We start from the raw sequence: 21,756 nt of genomic DNA on the forward strand, positions 1-21,756 counted from the left end.
AATGTTAATATTAATCATATAAATATGATTAATATTATGAACAGACAAAGCAACAGCTTCGAAAGGAGTGTGTCAATATGGGGATTTTTGTGAATTCGGATAATTCAGCGTTTCAAGTTGCGTTGAATTCGGAAATCTATATTGATAAAACAGGTTTGTTGACGTATACCAATAAGGTGATGAATACATTGCAGGGATATATTTGCAATAGCCGTCCCAGAAGGTTCGGAAAGTCGATTACGGCGGATATGCTGACAGCGTATTACAGTAAGGGCTGCGATTCAGGGAATATGTTTTCTGGACTTGAAATTAGTCAGAGCCCGGATTTCAAGGAACATCTAAACCGATATGATGTGATTCACTGGGATATCCAGTGGTGTATAGGAGCTGCTGGGGGCGCCGACAGGGTTGTATCGTATATTACAGAGAAAACGATTGAGGAATTAAGAAAATACTATTCAGAAGTAATACCGAGTGACCCGTGTTCGCTTCCAGAAGCACTGTCGTTTATTTGTAATGCAACGAAGAATAAGTTTGTTCTAATTATTGATGAGTGGGATGTTCTGATTCGTGATATGGCGGCGAATTCGAAAATTCAGGATGAATATATAAGTTTCCTGAGGGGATTGTTTAAGGGAACGGAACCGACCAAGTATATTCAGCTTGCTTATTTGACGGGCATTCTTCCTATTAAAAAAGAGAAAACCCAGTCGGCACTGAACAATTTTGATGAATTTACGATGTTGAGCGCGGGTCGCTTGTCTCCGTATATTGGATTTACGGAGGCGGAGGTGAAAGAACTTTCAGAACGCTATCAAGTGGAATTTGATAAGGTAAAGGCGTGGTATGATGGATATGTTCTAAGAAATTGTCAGGTTTATAATCCCAAAGCAGTTGTGAGTGTCATGCTGGATGGTGAATTTAAGAGCTATTGGTCGGAAACCGCGTCTTATGAGGCGATTGTGCCGCTCATTAATATGGATTATGACGGACTGAAAACGGCAATTATCGAAATGCTGTCTGGAGTTGAAGTGAAGGTAGATACGTCAACATTTGGAAATGATATTTCGAATATTCAGAGTAAAGACGATGTGCTGACATATATGATTCATTTGGGGTATTTAGGCTATGATCAGACGAAAAAGATGGCGTTTGTTCCGAATGAAGAAATTCGGCAGGAGTTGACCAGGGCGGTAGAAAGCAAACGCTGGAATGAGATGCTTCTGTTTCAGCAAGAGTCGGAGAGGTTGTTGGATGCAACACTGGATTTGGATGAGAAAGTAGTAGCATCACAGATCGGGAAGATTCATGATGAATATGTATCTGTTATTCAATATCATAATGAAAATTCTTTGAGCAGTGTTCTCGCGATTGCTTATCTGAGTTCGATGCAATATTATTTTAAACCAGTTTGGGAACTACCGACAGGACGTGGATTTGCGGATTTTGTATTTATACCAAAACCAGAGTACAAGAATGATTATCCGGCGCTGGTAATTGAACTTAAATGGAATCAGAATGCACAGACTGCGCTGCAGCAAATTAAAGAAAAGAACTATCCAGAATCGATTTTAAATTATATGGGAAATATTTTATTGGTTGGAATTAATTACGATAAGGTAAGTAAGGAACATACGTGTCGAATTGAAGCATATGGAAAAAATTAATGTATATTTTTGACATAGTAAAAACTATCGTTATATACAGTAATGGCTAAAAGTCCGTCCCACAAACTTTTAGCCATTTTCATTTAAATAAATAACCTCTCTATCTGTAAGAATCCTTCCCTTTCTGCAATCTCGTCAATTCTCTCCAAATCGTTAAAAGCATCGTTCCAAAGCAGGCAATTCCGCCGACAAAGTTGGAAATCGGTTCGGCGGCGAATACGCCGTTGGTGCCCATTCCGAACATACCTGGCAGCAGGATTGTCAGCGGAACGACGATAATTACTTTTCGGAAAATAGAGAAAAAGATCGCTTTTTTTGATTTGCCCAGACCGACGAAAATCGACTGTCCGGAGAATTGGAGCGACATCATAAAGAATCCGAAAAAGTATAAGCGGATCGCCGGAATACCTGCTGCGATGAGTTCGGCATCCTGGTTAAAAATGCGGATAAAGAATGCCGGGAAACCATCGACGATCAGCCAGATACCGGTCGTATATAAAATTGCAATAAAAGAGGTAAAGACGATCGCCTTTTTAACGCGTCCGTATTCTTTTGCTCCATAATTGAAACCGAGCACCGGCTGGGCGCTGTGGGTGACGCCGGTTACCGGAAGCGTTGCAATTTCACGGATGGAGTTGATAACGGTCATAACGCCGACGTAGAGATCGCCGCCGTATACCTGTAAGGTTGCGTTGCACATGATCTGGACGGTGCAGTTGGTGATCGCCATCGTGAAACCGGACAGACCGAGTCCGACGATTTTCCGGATCCTCCGTGCGGAAAGGTGCATCGAAGAACGTCTCAGTTTCAGGATTGTTTTGTCACTGGTTAAAAACCGCAGAATCCAGATGGCAGAGAGAAGCTGCGACAGGATGGTGGCGAGTGCCGCGCCGCGGATTCCCATGTGAAGCATAAAGATAAAAATCGGGTCGAGCAGGATATTGGCGGTAGCGCCCAAAAGGACGGTCATCATGCCGATGCGCCCGAATCCCTGTGAATTGATGAACGAGTTCATGCCGAGTCCGACCATCACGAACAGGCTGCCGAGCAGATAGATTGTAATGTAGGCGTCCGCATATGGATAAGTAGCGTCGCTGGCTCCGAACAGATACAGCATTGGTTTGCGGAATATCAGGCAGAGTACGGTCAGAAGCACACCGGAAATAACCATCATGGAGAAGGAATTTCCCATGATTGCCTCGGCTTCTTTGATATCCCCGCGTCCGCGCTCAATTGAGCAGAGCGGCGCGCCGCCCATGCCAAACAGGTTGGCAAATGCGATGACGAGCGTGATGATCGGCAGCGAAAGCCCGATGCCGGTCAAAGATAGGGTGGCATGATCGGGTATGCGTCCGATGTAGATGCGGTCAACGATGTTGTACAGGACATTGATAAGCTGCGCCAACGTCATCGGGATCGCGAGATTCATGATATTTTTAACGATACTTCCTTTGGAAAAATCGTTCTGTGTATTGGAAGCACTCATACAAACTCCTTTTTTCTTGCGTTTGGATACAATCTGATATTATAATAAGGAAAAAGAAATTTGTCCAGAGAGAAAGTTATTCAAAAGAGATTCAAAAAGGAAGTATATTATTAAAAAATGCGTTTTATTGAAATGGAGATTACTCTGATTGATGAAAAACTTGGTTTTTAAACGAATCGATATTGCACAAATAAGAGATTTGTGCTATTCTCAAAGAAAACGAAAGGGGTATGTATTATGCCGAGAGGACCGAAACGTTCTGCATTAGAAGTAAACAAAGAGAAGCTGGCAGCGGTAGAAGAGAAGCTGGCTAAATTAGAAGAAACCGTTAAAGCTCTGAAAGCAGAGAAAAAGGAATTAGCGGCTGAGATTCGTAAAGCTGAATTAAGCGAATTACTGGATGCGATCGAAGAGAGCAATTTAAGCGTAAACGATGTTCATGAGTTTATCAAACAGAATTCTGAGCAGAAATAAATTAAAAAGCGATAAATCATTGTATTCAAAGAATGAAAAGAGAACTGGAAATTAGGGACGGCCTGGTTTCTGGTTCTTTTTTTATTTTGTGAAAAAACGTTTGTAAACGAAACATATGAAAGAATGCCGATGCCGAAACAGAGGGTTGTTTGAATCGGATTTGAGCCGGGATTGGCGGATGAAATCGGCTTAATGATAAAAAGGAACCGTGCAAAAGAAAGGTGCATATGCTACAATAGGAATATTCAAGCAGAGGAACTTGAGATGACTTCTTTGATCAAATCGGTACCTCAAAGAGAAATAGAAGGAAAAAAACAAGGTTCCGGGGAAAGAACCGCTCAGATATTAAAAAAGAAAGAGAAGGGAATGAATATGGATCATAATACGCTACTTGGGGTTTTGATTCCGTTTGTCGGTACGACGGCGGGAGCAGCTTGCGTCTTTTTTTTGAAAAATGAGTTAAAGCCAATCATCCAGAAAACGCTTTTGGGGTTCGCATCGGGAGTGATGGTGGCGGCGTCGGTCTGGTCACTTTTAATTCCATCGATGAATATGTGCGAAGCAATGGGGCGTCTGGCATTTCTGCCGGCATCTATTGGGTTTATGGTGGGTATTCTGATGCTGCTTTTGCTGGATCGCCTGATTCCGCATCTGCATCTGGGAAGTGATGAGCCGGAGGGACATATGTGCGGGCTCAAGAAGACAACGATGCTGGTTCTGGCGGTCACACTTCACAATATCCCGGAGGGCATGGCAGTCGGAGTGGTATTTGCCGGATTCTTAGCAGAAAAGAGCGGTATCACGCTTGCAGCGGCGCTGGCTCTTTCGCTAGGAATCGCGATTCAGAACTTCCCGGAGGGAGCGATCATTTCCCTGCCGCTTCGGAGTGAGTCGGGGATGAGCCGGAAAAAGGCATTTGCGATGGGAACACTCTCCGGTATCGTCGAGCCGATCGGGGCGCTTGCGACGATCGCCGCGTACCGCTATCTGGAACCGGTTCTGCCGGTTCTCCTGGCGCTTGCAGCAGGGGCGATGATTTACGTGGTTGTGGAGGAGTTGATTCCGGAGTCGGCGCAGGGCAGTCATTCCGATATGGGAACGATCGGATTTGCGGTTGGATTTGTGCTGATGATGATTCTGGATGTGGCGCTGGGATAAAAGAAAGCTGGCAGTGCTGGCATGGAATCCGGCTGCCTGAAAATCGAACATTTGTTCTGAAAAATGCGTTGCAAAATTTTTGAATTTATGTAATAATATTTGTAGCTGTTCAGTAGGTTCGCGCATTTACTGCGCTGACCGTACGAAAACATGGGCTAGCAGGCAAAAATCCCATTGCCGCAGGCAATTTTTAATGGATTTTTGCGCGTGACTGTGAAGGTACTGAACAGTTACTAATATTTTATAGTAAATGAGAACGGTTTACTACTTTTTCGGTAATGAAAAGTCTATAAAACAATGGCTGGCGGATGTGATGCCAGAGAGTTAGAGTGTTCTATTTGCATGATTTCAAAGTCATAAAATAAATACGTATTATAAGTGGAAGAAATCAGCTTGACCAGTGAAATAAAAGCTGCCGTTTGCATCATACGTGTAAATGGCAGCAAATATGATTCCCAGGTCGGGCACAGGAGGAATGAATCTATGGGTAAAACACAGTATGATGCGGACAGCATAACGGTTCTGGAGGGGCTGGAGGCTGTCCGTAAGCGTCCTGGTATGTATATAGGAAGTGTGGGAACGAAGGGACTGAATCACCTGATCTATGAGATTGTGGACAACTCGGTCGATGAGCACCTGGCGGGCGCCTGTTCCCAGATCCGCGTGACGCTCGAGGCGGACGGCTCCTGCACCGTCCGGGACAATGGACGCGGTATTCCGGTGGAGATGCATAAAAAGGGTATGGCAGCGGAGCGGATTGTGCTCTCGACCTTGCACGCGGGCGGCAAGTTTGACAACAATGCGTACAAGACGAGCGGCGGTCTGCACGGTGTCGGTTCATCGGTTGTCAATGCCCTCTCAGCGCATCTGGAGGTCAATGTATATAAAAATGGACAGATCCATCACGATGCGTATGAGCGCGGCATCCCGACGGTTGAGCTGATCGATGGTCTTCTGCCGGTGGTTGGAAAGACAAGAGAGACCGGAACGGAGATCAATTTCCTGCCGGATCCGGAGATTTTTGAGAAAACGCGGTTCAAGGCGGACTGGCTCAAGAGCCGCCTGCATGAGACGGCATATCTGAACCCGAAGCTGACGATTCTTTATGAGAATAAGCGGGCAGGCGAGGCTGAAAAGGTGACTTATTCGGAGCCGGACGGCATCGTGGCGTATGTGCGCGAGCTGAACAGCACGAAGACGCCGATTCATGATCCGATTTATTTTAAGGGCGTCAGCGACCAGATCGAGGTTGAAGTGGCGTTCCAGTTTGTTGATGCATTTGAGGAAAATGTACTCGGCTTCTGCAACAATATTTTTACACAGGAGGGCGGCACGCATCTGGCGGGCTTTAAGACGCGTTTTACCCAGATGATCAACAGCTATGCGAAAGAGCTGGGAATCCTGAAGGAAAAAGATACAAAATTTACAGGACCGGATACGAGAAACGGCATGACGGCGGTTGTGGCGGTCAAGCATCCGGATCCGATCTTTGAGGGGCAGACGAAGACAAAGCTGGCGAGTGCCGATGCGACAAAAGCGGTGTTCAGCGTGACAGGGGACGAGCTGCAGCTTTATTTTGACCGGAATTTAGAGGTATTGAAGGCGATCATTGCCTGTGCGGAGAAATCTGCAAAGATCCGGAAGGCAGAGGAACGCGCCAAGACCAATATGCTGACGAAATCCCGTTTTTCCTTTGACAGCAACGGAAAGCTGGCAAACTGTGAGAGCCGCGAGGCGGAGAAATGTGAGATTTTCATTGTCGAGGGAGATTCCGCGGGCGGTTCAGCTAAGATGGGACGAAACCGCCGCTATCAGGCGATCCTGCCGATCCGGGGCAAGATTTTAAATGTGGAGAAAGCTTCGATGGACAAGGTGTTGGCGAATGCCGAGATCAAGACGATGATCAATGCGTTCGGCTGCGGCTTTTCGGAAGGATATGGCAATGATTTCGATATTGCGAAGCTGCGTTACCACAAGATCGTCCTGATGACGGATGCCGATGTGGACGGAAGCCATATTGATACGCTGCTTCTGACTTTCTTATACCGTTTTATGCCGGAATTGATTCAGAACGGGCACGTATATATTGCGATGCCGCCGTTATTTAAGGTGATTCCGAAAAAGGGAAAAGAAGAGTATCTATACGATGAGAAAGCATTGGAGCGCTACCGCAGAACCCACACAGGGGAATTTACCCTGCAGCGCTACAAAGGTCTGGGCGAGATGGATGCGGAACAGCTCTGGGAGACGACGTTAAATCCGGAGAACCGTGTGCTCAAGCGTGTGGAGATCGAGGATGCCCGGATGGCGTCGGAGATCACGGAGATGCTGATGGGAAGCGATGTGCCGCCGAGACGGCAGTTTATCTACGATCACGCGGATGAGGCGGAGATAGATGCTTAATAGAAAGATTATGAGTGACTGTGAAGGCACTGAACAGTTACGATTATGAAAGTATATGACAGGAATTTAGGAGATAGAAAATAGAATGGCTGAAACGATCATTACGACAGAATATTCAGAGGAAATGCAGCGCAGCTATATGAACTACTCGATGAGTGTCATCACGGCCCGCGCATCCCGGATGCGAGGGATGGTTTGAAACCGGTACAGCGCCGCGTCCTTTACGATATGGGAGAGCTGCATCTGGGGCACGACAAGCCGCACCGGAAATCGGCGCGTATCGTCGGTGATACGATGGGTAAATACCACCCGCACGGCGACAGTTCGATCTATGAGACGCTGGTCGTCCTTTCCCAGAATTTTAAGAAAGGAATGCCGCTGGTAGACGGACATGGAACTTTGGTTCCATCGAGGGCGACGGGGCGGCGGCGATGCGTTACACGGAGGCGCGTCTCCAGAAGTTTGCGGAGGAAGTATATTTAAAGGATTTGGATAAGACCGTCCGCTTTGTGCCGAACTACGATGAGACGGAGAAAGAGCCGGAGGTTCTGCCGGTCCGTGTGCCGAATCTTCTGATTAACGGCGCCGAGGGAATTGCGGTCGGCATGAGTACCAGCATTCCGCCGCACAATCTGGGCGAGGTCATCGATACGGTGATGGCGTATATCGATCAGCCGGAGATGGAGACGGAAGCGCTTCTGAGCGTCTTAAAGGGACCGGATTTCCCGACAGGCGGCATCATTGCGAATAAGAGTGAGCTTCCGGTGATCTATGAGACGGGAATGGGGCGCATCAAGCTGCGTGCCCGGATGGAGGTGGAGCTTGGAAAACGCCGTTCTGACCGGGACAAGCTGGTGATCACGGAGATTCCGTACACGATGATCGGCGCGGGCATCAATAAATGTCTGTCGGATATCGCAGATCTGGTTGAGTCCAAGAAACTTGCCGATGTGGTGGATATTTCCAACCAATCGAATAAAGAAGGAATCCGGATTGTGCTGGAACTCAAGAAAGATGCGGATATTGAGAAAATCCAGAATATTTTGTATAAAAAGACAAAACTGGAGGATACATTTGGCGTCAATATGTTGGCGATCGCGAATGGACGCCCGGAGACGCTGAATTTAAAGGGAATCTTAAAGAATTACCTGGATTTCCAGTATGAAAATAATACCCGCAAGTATCAGGTGCTTCTGGAAAAGGAGCAGGAGAAGAAGGAGATCAAGGAAGGTCTGATCACAGCCTGCGACTGCATCGATCTGATTATCGCGATCCTGCGCGGTTCGAAGAATCTGAAAGATGCGAAAGCCTGCCTGATGGAGGGCGATATTTCCAAAATCCAGTTCCGCACACCGGGATTTGAGGAAGATGCCAAGAAGCTTCATTTTACGGAGAAACAGGCATCTGCGATTCTGGAAATGCGTCTCTATAAACTGATCGGCCTGGAGATCTTGGCATTGCAGAAGGAGTACAAAGAGACACTTCGCAAGATCAAAGAATACCAGAAGATTCTCGGCAGCCGTGAGGCGATGGACGAGGTGATTAAAGAAGATCTGCAGTCAATCAAGGAAGAGTTTGCAGTGGAACGCCGGACGAAAATCGAGGATGGACGCGAGGCAGTGTATGACGAGGCGGCGGAGAGCGCCAGACCGGGCGTGTTCGTGCTGGACAAGTTTGGATACTGTAAGATTCTGGAACCGTCGATCTACGAGCGGAACCGGGAGACAGTGGACACGGAGAATGTGTATGTACTGCCGTGCCATACGACGGATAAGATCGGATTATTTACGGATCTGGGTGCATTCCATCAGGTGAAGGTGACCGAGATTCCCTTTGGAAAGCTGCGCGATAAGGGGGTGCCGATCGATAACCTGAGTAAATTTGATGCCACCAAAGAACGTCCGGTCTGTGTGGTGAATGCGGCGCAGTTAAAGGGACAGAAGCTATTATTTGCAACGAAGGATGCGATGATCAAGATCGTGCCGGGCGGGGAATTTGAGACAAATAACCGAACAGTGGCGGCGACCAAGCTGCAGGAGAATGATATGCTTCTCTCGGTACAGCCGGCGGACGGCATGAAAGAGGCGGTCATCCAGACGACCAGCGGTATCTTCCTGCGATTCCCGATCGAGGAGATATCGGAGATGAAGAAGAATGCGAAAGGTGTGCGCGGCATCAAGCTGGGGCGTACCGAGTCGCTGGAGACAATCCATCTGCTGGACGGCACTGAGGATGATCCGATCGTTATGTATAAAGAAAAAACGGTTCATTTGAGCCGTTTGAAAATAGGGCACCGCGATGGCAAGGGAAGCCGGGCGAGAAGCTAGAATCAAACAGAAAGATTCCGAGAGTACATTTACGAAAAAAGGAGGTATTTCATATGGCTGAACTTCAGAACACACCGACCCTCATATCGGGGCAAAGCAGGGCGAGATTGCGGAGACGATTCTGCTTCCGGGCGATCCGCTGCGGGCAAAGTATATCGCAGAACATTTTCTGACGGATGCAAAACAGTTCAATACAACGAGAAATATGTACGGTTATACCGGCTATTATCAGGGCAAACGCGTGTCTGTCATGGGAACCGGCATGGGCTGTCCGTCGATGGGAATTTATTCCTATGAGCTGATTCATTTTTATGGATGCAGGAATCTGATCCGGATCGGAACTGCCGGTGCGCTGCGTCCGGAGGTAAAGGTGCGCGAGCTTATTTTCGCGATGGGCTCCTGTACGACATCCAACTATGTAAAACAGTTCCGCCTGCCGGGGGATTATTCCTGCGTGTGCAGCTATGAGCTGCTGGAAAAGGCAGTTGAGTCCGCGAAAAAGAGAAATTTAAAATATCATGTCGGTAATATTTTGTGTTCCGATATGTTCTACAACCCGCCGCTTGAGCCGGACGGAACTAGCTGGGCGCAGATGGGCGTGCTGGCGGTGGAGATGGAGTCGGCGGCACTTTACAGCAACGCTGCCTATGCGGGCGCAAATGCGATCTGTATCCTGACCGTATCGGATTCGGCAGTGACCGGAGAGGCGACGACGGCAGAAGAACGGGAGAAGACGTTTACCAATATGATGGAAGTGGCGCTGGATCTGGTGTAAGATAAGCTGGTAAAAGTAGAATTTGAAGTAACTGTTCAGTAGGTCTGCGCATTTACTGCGCTGACCGTACGAAAACAAGGACCAGCAGGCAAAAATCCCATTGCCGTAGGCAATTTTTAATGGATTTTTGCGCGTGACTGTGAAGGTGCTGAACAGTTACAATTTGAAGAGAAAACAGGAGAGAAAAATGATAGGAATTGCTCCAAAGGAGTGGAAAACAGATCTTCCGGAGTTTTGTGAAAAAACGAGGGATTTTTATGCAGGAAAGATGGATAAGGGCTCATATAAGGGCTTTTCAGGACGTTACGGCAGTTATGCACAGAAAGGCGGCGCGGCGAGCATGCTGCGTCTGCGTATGACGGCAGGATGTGTGTCGAAGGAGAAGCTTGCATTTATCGCAAAGGCAATCCGCGCATATCAGGTAAATATGGTACATTTTACGACTTGTGAGAGCGTGCAGTTTCACAATCTGGATGAGAAATCAGTCTGTGAATTGATGGAGCAGGCACTCGATGCCGGGATAGTGACGATGGGCGGCGGCGGAGATTTCCCGCGAAATGTGATGTGTTCTCCGCTTTCCGGTGTGGAAGAGGGCGAATATTTCGACGTTATGCCGTGGGCGAAGGCGGCGGGCGAATACCTGATGACCTTCATCAATGCGGAAAAGATGCCGCGCAAGCTCAAGGTTTGTTTCTCTAATTCACCGGCGAATGTGACGCACGCGACCTACCGAGATCTGGGATTTGTGGCTTGCCCGGACGGAACGTTTGAGGTATACAGTGCAGGCGGTCTGGGAAATAATCCGCAGTTTGGCGTTAAAGTTGCCGAGGGCGTTGCGCCGGAGAAGATTCTTTATTACATTAAGGCGATGTGGCTGACATTCCGGGCATATGGCAATTACGAAAACCGCGGAAAAGCGCGTACCCGGTATATGCAGGAAGCACTCGGCGGAGCGGAAAATTACCGGAAGGCGTATCAGGAAAAGCTTCAGGAGGTACTGGCATCCGGGGAACAGCTGGATCTTTCACGTGAGGAAGTGATGGCAGCGGCAGGAATGAAAGAAAAGCAGGGCAAAACAGGCGATGGAAGCAGCGCGTCGGGAGAACGTGTGCTGGAGCAGAAACAGCCGGGACTTTATACGGTTATCTGGCATCCGATTGGCGGACAGCCGCGCCCGGAGACGCTGGCATCCCTGGGAGAACTGATGCAGTCGATTGACGGCACAGAGCTTCGCTTGGCACCGGATGAAACTGCTTATATCATCAATTTGACCGGAGCAGAAGCAGAGAAGATTCTGGAGGCGACGAAGGAGACGGCTCAGACAAAGTTTGAGACATCGGTAAGCTGTATCGGTGCGTCGATCTGTCAGGTTGGTGCACGCGATTCGCAGGCTCTGTTACAGGTGTGTGTAAAGGCGGTCGGGGAGGCACAGATCCCGGACGGCGCACTTCCGCAGATTCATATTTCCGGATGTCCGTCTTCCTGCGGTACCCACCAGACTGGACCGATGGGATTCCGCGGAGGCGTGCGGATGGCAGATGGCAAGGCACAGCCGGCATTTGTATTTTATCTGGGCGGAAATGAGGTACAGGGAAAAGAGACGATGGGACGTGAGTTTGGCACGATGTTTGAGAGCGAGATCCGTCGTTCTTAGTCAAACTTGGAAAAGAGATTGCGGCAAGGGGGCTTGATTTTGAGAGCTACCGGACGCAGTACCCGGATGGGATTGAGAAGGCTGCAGCGGAATACTTAGCTTAGAAGAACCTATTTTGAGTTAAAACATCGTTAAATCCGTGACAGACGTTATAAATTTATCAAATGTCCGCGAGTGACGTACAAATGTATTTTTCTTGCGGAAAAATGTTGATTTTTTGTTTGTTTTGTTATAGGATAGACAAGAATTACAGCGGCAGAGTGAAAACGTGTTGCAGAGCAGGAGCTCCTATCCAAACTCCATCCTGCCATGAGAAGCTGAAAAAGCCGCTGTCAGAAGAGGAGAAAAACGATGAACATGGAAAAGAAATTACGTGTAGGCATTCTGGGAGCAACTGGTATGGTAGGTCAGCGTTTCATCACGCTTCTGGCAAATCATCCGTGGTATGAGATTACTGCGCTGGCAGCAAGCCCGCGTTCTGCAGGAAAAACATATGAGGAGGCAGTCGGCGGACGCTGGAAAATGCAGACCCCGATGCCGGAGTGTGTGAAGAAGATGGCCGTTATGAACGTAAACGAGATCGAGAAGGTAGCATCCGAAGTTGATTTTGTGTTCAGCGCCGTAGATATGACAAAAGAAGAGATCCGTGCGATTGAAGATGCGTATGCAAAGACAGAAACACCGGTTGTTTCCAACAACAGCGCACACCGCTGGACACCGGATGTTCCGATGGTAGTGCCGGAGATCAATCCGGAGCACTTTAAGGTGATTGAGTTCCAGAAAAAACGTCTGGGAACCAAGAGAGGCTTCGTAGCGGTAAAACCGAACTGCTCCATCCAGAGCTATGCACCGGTTCTGACTGCATGGAAGGAATTTGAGCCATATGAGGTAGTAGCTACGACGTATCAGGCAATCTCCGGAGCTGGCAAGACGTTCAAAGACTGGCCGGAGATGGAAGGTAACATCATCCCGTACATTGGTGGTGAGGAGGAGAAGAGCGAGCAGGAGCCGCTTCGTCTCTGGGGAGAGATCAAGGACGGCGAGATCGTGAAGGCATTCGAGCCGGTGATTACCTGCCAGTGCATCCGTGTACCGGTTCTGGACGGACATACAGCAGCCGTATTTGTAAAGTTCAGAAAGAAACCAACCAAAGAGCAGCTGATCGAGAAGCTGGTTAATTTCAAAGGACTTCCGCAGGAACTGGAGCTTCCGAGCGCACCGAAGCAGTTCATTCAGTATCTGGAAGAGGATAATCGTCCGCAGGTACAGCTGGATGTCAACTATGAGAAGGGCATGGGCGTATCTGTTGGCCGTCTGAGAGAAGACAAAGTTTACGATTGGAAGTTTGTAGGTCTCTCCCACAACACACTGCGCGGCGCAGCCGGCGGTGCGGTACTGTGTGCAGAGCTTCTGACCGCACAGGGATATATTCAGGCGAAATAGAGAAATCTGTTCAGAGAATCCGTGAAATAGAAAATTAAAACTGATAAAAGTAAGAACTGCCGCCCAGTGGCGGAGAAGCTGTTTGAAAAACGATGGCTGACTCTGCTCTGGAAGGCAGTTTTTATTTGTGTCATAGGAAACATGTGTGAACAGTGACGACTCTTGAAATTTTTATAATCAGATTTGGAAAAATGGGTGTGCATGAGGGGAAAAGTATTGTATACTTGTAACTGTTCAGTAGGTCTGCGCATTATAAATCAGCTATTTATAAGTTAGACAGATTTATTCTGACAAAAGTAAGCATAAAAAATGCGAGAAATATTTTTCGGATTCTAAAAATTAAGGGGGATTTGGCATGGTTGAGAAGACAATCTTTGGAACAATGGAAGATGGCAGAGAGGTCAGCCGTTATACATTGACGAATCAGAATGGCGTTTCTGCATCCTTTTTAGATCTGGGTGCAATCTGGTCCACGATGCTGGTGCCGGATCGGAACGGAGAGATGGCGGATGTCCTGCTGGGACATGAAACAGTAGCAGACTGCCTGGTAAGTGATGGGCATCTGGGCGAGGCTGTTGGACGAAATGCAAACCGGATTGGCGGCGCGGTGTTTACGTTAAATGATAAAAAATACGAATTGACGGCGAATGATGGTCCGAACAACCTGCACAGCGGCATGGATTTTTACCGGAACCGTATCTGGGCGGCAGAATATGAGACGGGCGTTAATCAGGTTTCGTTTACACTGGAAAGCCCGGACGGCGATCAGGGATATCCGGGAAATGCCTCGATCCGTGTGACCTACACGCTGACAGATGAAAATGAAGTAAAGATTCATTACGAGGGGACCTGCGATCAGGATACCATTTTTAATATGACAAACCATGCGTATTTCAATCTGGCAGGCCATGAGAGTGGTTCGGCGCTTTCACAGATGGTTTACATTGACAGTGATGCGATCACGGCGGTAGACAAGGTGCTGATCCCGACCGGTGAGATCCGCAAGGTAATGGGGACTCCGATGGATTTCTCAGATTTCAAGCCGATCGGACGTGATATTGAAGCGGATTACGATCAGTTAAAACTGGGCGGCGGCTACGATCATAACTGGATTCTCAACCATGAGTCAGGCGTATTCAGTCTGGCGGCGGCTGCGATCGACGAGGAGAGCGGGCGCAAGATGGAGGTATACACCGATCTGCCGGGAGTTCAGTTCTACACGGGCAATTTCCTGGACGGACAGGTTCCGGGTAAGGGCGGTGTGAAGTATGCGAGACGCCAGGGATACTGCTTTGAGACGCAGTATTACCCGAACGCAGTCAACATGCCGGGATTTGCATCCCCGATCGTGAAAAAGGGCGAGAAATACGATACAACGACCAGTTATAAATTTATGACGGTTTAAATTTGTATTTGATTTGTGATCATTTTGACATAGGATAGAGATTGACATGAGTGAGACAAACAACAAGGGAGTAAAAGTGCTGGCATCTGCCAGCCTTTTATTTGTAACAATTATCTGGGGCAGCGCGTTCGTTGTGATGAAAAATTCGATGGACGCGATCACACCTACATACCTTTTGGCGTACCGGTTTACGATCGCGGCGCTTGGGATGGCGGCTCTTTTCTGGAAACAGATCCGGGGAATGTCGATGCAGGAGTTTAAATGCGGCGCACTGGCGGGATTGTTTCTATTTATCAGTTATTATTTTCAGACGTATGGGCTGAAATACACGACCGCGAGTAAAAATGCGTTTATTACGACGTTGTATGTGGTGATCGTGCCGTTTCTGGCATGGGCGGTTAATCATGTGCGTCCGAAGGCAAATAACCTGATCGCAGCGGGATTTGCTGTTGTGGGATTGGCGCTTTTATCGCTGAAAGGCGATCTGTCGGTCAATTTTGGTGATTTCCTGACGCTGGTGTGCGGCATCTGCTTTGCGGTTCATATGATTTTTCTGGATCGCTTCACGGCATACTGCACTCCGATCCGCCTGACGGTCATGCAGATGGGAACAGCGGCGGCGTGTTCGTGGGTGCTGGGGCTTCTCACGGAAGGAGCGTTCCATCCGGAAGTATTTACACTGCCGGGAGTAGCAGTTTCGATGCTGTATCTGGGACTCGCATCCAGTATGCTCTGTTTTCTGCTTCAGACAGTGGGACAGAAATATCTGAGCGCCAGCACCTCCTCGATTCTACTGTCGTTTGAATCGGTGTTTGGACTTCTGTTCTCTGTCTGGCTGCTGCATGAGGAGCTGACGGTGCGGATGTTAATTGGCTGTGCGCTGATGTTTGCGGCGGCGATTCTGGCGGAGTGGACGCCGAAGCGGAAAAGTAATTAGAGGAAATTAGGTAACTGTTCAGCAGGTCTGCGCATTTACTGCGCTGACCGTACGAAAACATGGGCCAGCAGGCAAAAATCCCATTGCCGTAGGCAATTTTTAATGGATTTTTGCGCGTGACTGTGAAGGTACTGAACAGTTACGAAATTAGTAAGATAGGAGCAGAACAACGTGGCAAAATCGTTATTTATAGCCGAGAAACCGAGCGTGGCGCGTGAGTTCGCAAATGCACTCAAGGTAAATGGGCGCTCGGCGGATGGCTATATTGAGTCGGAAAATGCGGTTGTGACCTGGTGTGTTGGACATCTGGTCACGATGAGCTATCCGGAAGTATATGATATGAAATATAAGCGCTGGAGTCTGGAGACACTTCCATTTCTCCCGAAAGAATGGAAATATCAGGTTATCGACAGCGTGAAGAAACAGTTTGGAATCGTGAGCGGTCTCTTAAACCGGGCGGATGTAGATACAATCTACGTCTGTACCGACTCGGGACGGGAGGGAGAATATATCTACCGCCTCGTCGCGCAGATGGCTGGCGTGCAGGGCAAGAAACAGAAGCGCGTCTGGATCGATTCACAGACGGAGGAAGAGATTCTGCGCGGCATCCGCGAAGCGAAGGATCTGTCCGAATACGATCATCTGGCGGATTCGGCATATCTGCGGGCAAAAGAAGATTATCTGATGGGAATTAACTTTTCCCGCGCACTGACGTTGAAATATGGACCATCTGTTTCTAACTATATGCGAAGTTCTGACCGGACCGTGATCTCAGTCGGACGCGTCATGACCTGTGTCCTCGGCATGGTAGTCCGCCGGGAGCGGGAAATACGGGAATTTGTCAAAACGCCATTTTACCGCGTGATCGGTACATTTGGACCGGCAGGCATCTCGATTGACGGCGAATGGCGGGCGGTGGAAGGAAGCCGTTACTATGGAACGCCGTGTCTGTATAAGGAAAATGGTTTTAAGGAGCGAAAGGACGCGGAGGCGCTGATTGCATGGCTGTGGGAACGCGAGAATGGAAGCGAAAATTCGGGAGTCATGCAGTCAGAGGTCAGCGACGCAGAAAAAGCGGACACGGGTTTAATGGGCGTATATAATACTTCGCAGGGAACCATTTTAAAAGTGGAAAAGAAAAAAGAAACCAAAAATCCACCTCTTCTCTATAACCTGGCGGAGCTCCAGAATGATTGTTCTAAAATGTTTAAAATCAGCCCGGATCAGACCCTGAAAGTGGTGCAGGAGCTGTACGAGCGAAAGCTGGTTACCTATCCGCGAACGGACGCGCGTGTGCTTTCAACGGCGGTGGCGAAGGAGATCAGCAAAAATATCGGCGGTCTGACGCATTATGAGCCGCTGGCGGCATTTGCATCGGAGGCGATGCAGGCAGGGCTGTGGAAGAACATAGCAAAAACGCGTTATGTCAATGATAAGCAGATTACCGATCACTACGCAATCATACCGACCGGACAGGGACTCGGCGCGCTGCGAAGTCTCCCGGAGTTGAACCGCAAGATTTACCAGGTGATTGTGCGCCGTTTCTTAAGCATCTTTTATCCGGCGGCGGTTTACCAGAAATATGCGGTTGAGATTGAGGTAAAAGGTGAACATTTCTTTGCCGGTTTCAAGGTATTGAAAGAAGCGGGATATCTCAAGGTGGCGGAAATTCCGAAAAAGAAAAAGGACACCGCCGGGGAAAGTGTCGGCAGAACGAACCGCCTTGAACCAGGTATAGATGGAAATGATGCGGAAAATCCGGCAAGAGAAGCAGATGGAACAGACAGCAGCCAGCCAAAGGTAATTGACGCGTCCCACCCAGAGTTTATCCAGATGCTGGAACAGCTCAAAAAGGGGATGAAAGTGTCACTGGATGATTTGCAGATCAAAGAGGGCGAGACATCTCCGCCGAAGCGTTATTCCTCCGGTTCGATGATTCTGGCGATGGAAAATGCCGGTCAGCTTATCGAAGACGAAGAGCTGCGCGCCCAGATCAAGGGGAGCGGCATCGGAACGAGTGCAACCCGCGCGGAGATCCTGAAAAAGTTGTTCAACATCAAATACATGGCGCTCAACGAAAAAACGCAGGTCATCACGCCGACCTATCTGGGAGAGCTGATTTATGAGGTCGTACACACCTCCATGAAGCAGCTTCTCAACCCGGAGCTGACGGCAAGCTGGGAAAAAGGTCTGACCTATGTGGCAGAGGGCAGCATCACACCGGATGAATATATGCAGAAATTAGAGCGCTTCGTTATCGGACGCACCTACAATGCGGTTCATATGGGAAATACGTATGGGCTGCGGCCGGCATTTGATGCGGTTGCTGTGTTCTACCAGAATGCAGAGAAAGAGAAGAAGAGTTCGAGAAGTGCGAAGAGCGCGGGAAATATGAAAGCTGCAAGAGCGACAAAAGCTGGAACCAAATAGCTTATTTATAATAATAGAATCAATTAAATTTCAGGAAAGGCAATGATCATGAAAAAAGAAGAAATGAAAATCACAGAATTATATGATTTAACCCATACGCTGGCGTCGGATTATCTGAAACAGTTTACATACCGTGGGAGGCACTGGCAGGTCTCAGTGATTTTATCATCGAACTGGGAAACAGCCTGGATCCGGCAGAATATGAGAAACGCGGTGAAAACATCTGGGTTCATAAGACAGCGAAGGTATTTGACAGCGCCTATCTGCACGGACCGGTCATCGTCGGCAAAGACGCCGAGGTGCGCCACTGTGCATTCGTCCGTGGCAGCGCCCTGATCGGAGAAAGTGCGGTAGTCGGAAACTCCACTGAGCTTAAAAACGTTATCCTGTTTGACAAAGTACAGGTACCGCACTACAACTACGTCGGAGACTCCATCTTAGGCTACAAATCCCACATGGGCGCCGGTTCCATCACCTCCAACGTAAAATCCGATAAACTTCTGGTGGAAATCCACGCCGAAGACGGCAAGATCAAAACCGGACGCAAAAAAATCGGCGCCATGCTCGGTGACAACGTAGAAGTAGGCTGCGGCTCTATCCTAAACCCGGGCAGCATCATCGGACGCGGTACCAACATCTATCCGCTTTCCAGCGTGCGCGGCGGGGTAGATGCAAACTCTATCTATAAGAAGCAGGGAGAGGTTGCTAAAAAAGAAGAGCGCTGACAAAGCTCTATATTGAAATCGTATTGATTAACCAAAAAGAACAACATTTCTTGTGCATATGCACCAGCAATGTTGTTCTTTTTGGTTAATCAGATGGCATGAAACACCACCCAACTGGACACATATAGCCTTTCTGTAAAAGATTTTTTATACTTTTTCCTACGGCAAGGTAACTTTCATTCTCCATTATGTCCTCTTTTTTTGCATAATCAAAGAAAGTATACCCCTTATTGCCAGAAAAAAACTTAAAAATCTTCTTTTCTTCTTTTGGCAGAAAATTGCCCTTGATTGTATTCCATAAAGCATTCTTCAAAACCCGAAAACTTCTCTGAGCAAAGATGCTACTGGATAGGCTGATTGTATATGGCTGTATTTGAGTCCCTATTTCATATAAAGATACCTCTTTTTCTTCTGCCTGTGACATGGCAAGAAGTTTTTTCTCTCTTAACTCTCTGTAACTTCTGATAATAGGTTTTTTAGGCTGTATATCACACTCATACCACAAATCACTCGCTGCCTCATACATATCATCCTCAGAAATGACAGTTGCATGGCAGACTAGCCACACCATAAACTGGTATTCATCCAAATAATGTCTTATAAAACGCTGTCCTCCAGCGTTTACTACATCATCTGGCATTCTAGCCGTAACAATATGGGCTTTTTCTTTTTTACTGTATCCTTCGTAAACTCCGACATTTGTACAGTATCTAAACAATTCTGTACTATTATTCACTGTTTCTTTTCCTCCTTGCCCTGATGATAGCGGAGGCATTAGGTTTGCGACCTTTATACTTTATTATACAAGATTTATCCAGAAAAGGGTATGAATATTTTATTACAAAAAATATTTTTAAAAAAAATGAGGGGTTGCTCATGCAACACCCTCATAATGTTCAAATAATGTAATGATTTTTTCACATAACTTTGTATTTCGCATTATGCCTTCTCGGTTTAAAATAGCCATATTGATGGCTTCTTTGTTTCCAACGCAAACATAACGCACTTTTGCTCGACTTACGGCAGTATTAAAAAGATTCATCTGCAACATTTCCCCATGAGACTCTAACATAGTGGAGATTACAGATTTAAACTCACTTCCCTGACTTTTATGGATGGTCATACAGTATGCCAATGTAATATCGTCCAGCTCATCGTATGCATAATTCACATCACACTCAGCAAAATGAACTTTTACATTGCTTCGAGTCATTTCTGTTATAAACCCAAGATCTCCATTACAGGTTTTATCTGTGTTTCTCTTACTCATTACTCTGTCACCCAAACGGTATACAGTATGAGTAGGAGAGTGGTAAATTTCTAGCTTATCATCCGAAGCTGGATTAATGATGGACTGTATGCGTTTGTTCATCGCAAAAGCCCCGGTAGGTGTTTTCTGCCTTAGTGGAGTCAAACAACACACATTTTCTATTCCAAATGTATTCACCTCATTAATAAAGACATCCGCTATGATTTCTGCTGCCTCTTCCTGCTCATATGCATAAAGTAGAACAAAATCGTCTCCATATTCCAACGATAGATTTCCCTTAACTATTTTTCTACAGTTAAGATAAATATTGGAATTGGATGCTTGCCGAAACACTTTTGTCAGACATACAGTAGTAATATATCCACTATCTATCATATCCTTAAAGAACGCGCCCGGTCCTACGGATGGAAGCTGTTCGACATCTCCCAGAAAGATAATCTGATTTCCATTTTTGATAGCCTGTAAAATTCTTCTGGCTACATAAATATCAACCATAGATGTTTCGTCACAGACAGAACAGCTTTCTTCAATGGGAAATGGATGTTTTTCAAACAAATTTTCATCAAGGATTTTTAATTGTTTATGAGTCGTAAAAGCCGGATAACCAGAAGAATTATCGTACTGGAGCCATACGGAGATCATAATGAGAACTGCCGCGTAACTGCACGTTACAACGAAGATGGCGTTTCTAATCCGCAGTGGATTCAGAGTGTAATCCAGGCAGATAATCAGAAACGTGCAAATGATAAGTACGTGAAGCTGACGGGCAGCGCTACAAAGACGGAAGTTATCACTTCCACAGCAGATGATCAGACCAACGGTGTGGTTTCTGCAAATTGTAACGTAACTATCAACTTTGTAACCGAAGACGAAACAGTAATTCATCCAGAATCTGTTTCAATGAGCCGGAGCCATGTTGATTACGACCTTGCTATTACCAAGGCTGGCGATATTAACAGTGCGAATGTTGGTTATACTGGTTTTGACACAACAGACCTTGACTGTGTTGTAAATCCAGATTGTCCGGTAGACGAGGATCACGAACCGTATGACAGAAGTGTTACTTGGTCTGTATCCGAACCGGACGTATTGAGCGTTGATCAGGATGGAAATATCATTCCTAATAAAAATGCTCAGTGGATTAAAGATGCTATGGTAAAAGCACCTTACAAGGCAACCAAAACAGTTGAAGTTTATGCAACTGCAAACGATAACAATGTACGTGGTGTTACAACCGTAACGCTGAACTATGTAACAAATTGTGTTGAGTTAGACAAAGAGAGCATGAATTACGACCTGTCTTTCACAAAAGCTGGAGATATTAATTCTGCAACGACTAAGAAAGATGGATTTGATGTAAGAACTCTTGTTGCCAGTGTTTATCCGGAGCAGAAAGATGTTGTATGGTCCACCTCCGATGCGGATGCAGTAACCGTAAAAGATGGACAGGTGATCATCAATGAAAATGCTCAGTGGATTAAGAATGCTATGGCGAAAGCACCGTACACAGCTTCTAAGACTGTAGACATTAGCGCATCCTATAATGCATCGTTGATACCTGCACCCTTAACCTTACATTCAAGGCAAACTGTGTAGAGCTTC

15 protein-coding genes and 1 pseudogene are annotated in these 21,756 nt (G+C 47.2%); 13 read left to right on the top strand and 3 right to left on the bottom strand.

The window, feature by feature from the left end:
* Positions 1-77: 77 nt before the first annotated feature.
* Complete coding sequence (locus DW085_RS00575) at positions 78-1,667, top strand: AAA family ATPase (protein ID WP_118490692.1); 1,590 nt, start codon at positions 78-80, stop codon at positions 1,665-1,667.
* A 100-nt stretch (positions 1,668-1,767) separates the two neighbouring features.
* Here DW085_RS00575 and DW085_RS00580 read toward each other — a convergent pair whose 3' ends face one another.
* Entirely contained in the window at positions 1,768-3,153 is a 1,386-nt protein-coding gene (locus DW085_RS00580; protein WP_118490694.1) for an MATE family efflux transporter, read from the bottom strand.
* Between the two features lie 237 nt (positions 3,154-3,390).
* Between DW085_RS00580 and DW085_RS00585 the strand changes: the two genes are divergently transcribed.
* From DW085_RS00585 to DW085_RS20310, 11 genes and pseudogenes are all read left to right on the top strand, one after another.
* The gene (locus DW085_RS00585) at positions 3,391-3,627 is read left to right on the top strand and encodes a hypothetical protein (protein WP_022360338.1); all 237 of its coding nucleotides are present in this window, start codon (positions 3,391-3,393) and stop codon (positions 3,625-3,627) included.
* Between the two features lie 372 nt (positions 3,628-3,999).
* On the top strand, positions 4,000-4,785 hold the full coding sequence (locus DW085_RS00590; RefSeq protein ID WP_118491150.1) for a ZIP family metal transporter: 786 nt from the start codon (positions 4,000-4,002) through the stop codon (positions 4,783-4,785).
* Between the two features lie 483 nt (positions 4,786-5,268).
* On the top strand, positions 5,269-7,188 hold the full coding sequence (locus DW085_RS00595; protein ID WP_118468750.1) for a DNA gyrase subunit B: 1,920 nt from the start codon (positions 5,269-5,271) through the stop codon (positions 7,186-7,188).
* Positions 7,189-7,273: 85 nt separating this feature from the next.
* Positions 7,274-9,515, top strand: a pseudogene (locus tag DW085_RS00600) (DNA topoisomerase (ATP-hydrolyzing)).
* A 118-nt stretch (positions 9,516-9,633) separates the two neighbouring features.
* On the top strand, positions 9,634-10,290 hold the full coding sequence (gene deoD, locus DW085_RS00605) for a purine-nucleoside phosphorylase (RefSeq protein WP_243033890.1): 657 nt from the start codon (positions 9,634-9,636) through the stop codon (positions 10,288-10,290).
* Positions 10,291-10,477: 187 nt separating this feature from the next.
* Positions 10,478-11,944 (top strand): nitrite/sulfite reductase, encoded by a 1,467-nt coding sequence (locus tag DW085_RS00610; protein WP_243033865.1) that lies wholly within the window; start codon positions 10,478-10,480, stop codon positions 11,942-11,944.
* Positions 11,945-12,301: 357 nt separating this feature from the next.
* Positions 12,302-13,387 carry an aspartate-semialdehyde dehydrogenase gene (asd, locus tag DW085_RS00615; RefSeq protein ID WP_118491152.1) on the top strand — a complete coding sequence of 362 codons (1,086 nt, stop codon included), beginning with the start codon at positions 12,302-12,304 and terminating at the stop codon, positions 13,385-13,387.
* Positions 13,388-13,742: 355 nt separating this feature from the next.
* A complete protein-coding gene (locus tag DW085_RS00620; RefSeq protein ID WP_118490698.1) occupies positions 13,743-14,792 on the top strand; it encodes an aldose epimerase family protein in 1,050 nt (349 codons plus the stop codon).
* Between the two features lie 46 nt (positions 14,793-14,838).
* On the top strand, positions 14,839-15,729 hold the full coding sequence (locus DW085_RS00625) for a DMT family transporter (RefSeq protein ID WP_118490700.1): 891 nt from the start codon (positions 14,839-14,841) through the stop codon (positions 15,727-15,729).
* Between the two features lie 171 nt (positions 15,730-15,900).
* Entirely contained in the window at positions 15,901-18,159 is a 2,259-nt protein-coding gene (locus tag DW085_RS00630; protein ID WP_118490702.1) for a DNA topoisomerase, read from the top strand.
* Positions 18,160-18,458: 299 nt separating this feature from the next.
* Positions 18,459-18,884 (top strand): hypothetical protein, encoded by a 426-nt coding sequence (locus DW085_RS20310; RefSeq protein ID WP_347474931.1) that lies wholly within the window; start codon positions 18,459-18,461, stop codon positions 18,882-18,884.
* Between the two features lie 85 nt (positions 18,885-18,969).
* Here DW085_RS20310 and DW085_RS00640 read toward each other — a convergent pair whose 3' ends face one another.
* Together DW085_RS00640 and DW085_RS00645 are read right to left on the bottom strand one after the other, a co-directional pair.
* A complete protein-coding gene (locus DW085_RS00640) occupies positions 18,970-19,620 on the bottom strand; it encodes a hypothetical protein (RefSeq protein ID WP_118490704.1) in 651 nt (216 codons plus the stop codon).
* Positions 19,621-19,758: 138 nt separating this feature from the next.
* Positions 19,759-20,796, bottom strand: coding sequence for an AAA family ATPase (locus DW085_RS00645; protein ID WP_182430723.1), 1,038 nt, complete (start codon positions 20,794-20,796; stop codon positions 19,759-19,761).
* On the opposite strand from DW085_RS00645, the gene DW085_RS00650 reads away from it, so the two are divergent.
* The gene (locus DW085_RS00650) at positions 20,737-21,750 is read left to right on the top strand and encodes a hypothetical protein (protein WP_182430724.1); all 1,014 of its coding nucleotides are present in this window, start codon (positions 20,737-20,739) and stop codon (positions 21,748-21,750) included. The two genes, DW085_RS00645 and DW085_RS00650, sit on opposite strands and share 60 nt — an antisense overlap.
* The last annotated feature ends 6 nt before the right edge of the window (positions 21,751-21,756 follow it).

This window comes from Clostridium sp. AF50-3, from assembly GCF_003477445.1.
Classification (GTDB): domain Bacteria; phylum Bacillota; class Clostridia; order Lachnospirales; family Lachnospiraceae; genus Otoolea; species Otoolea fessa.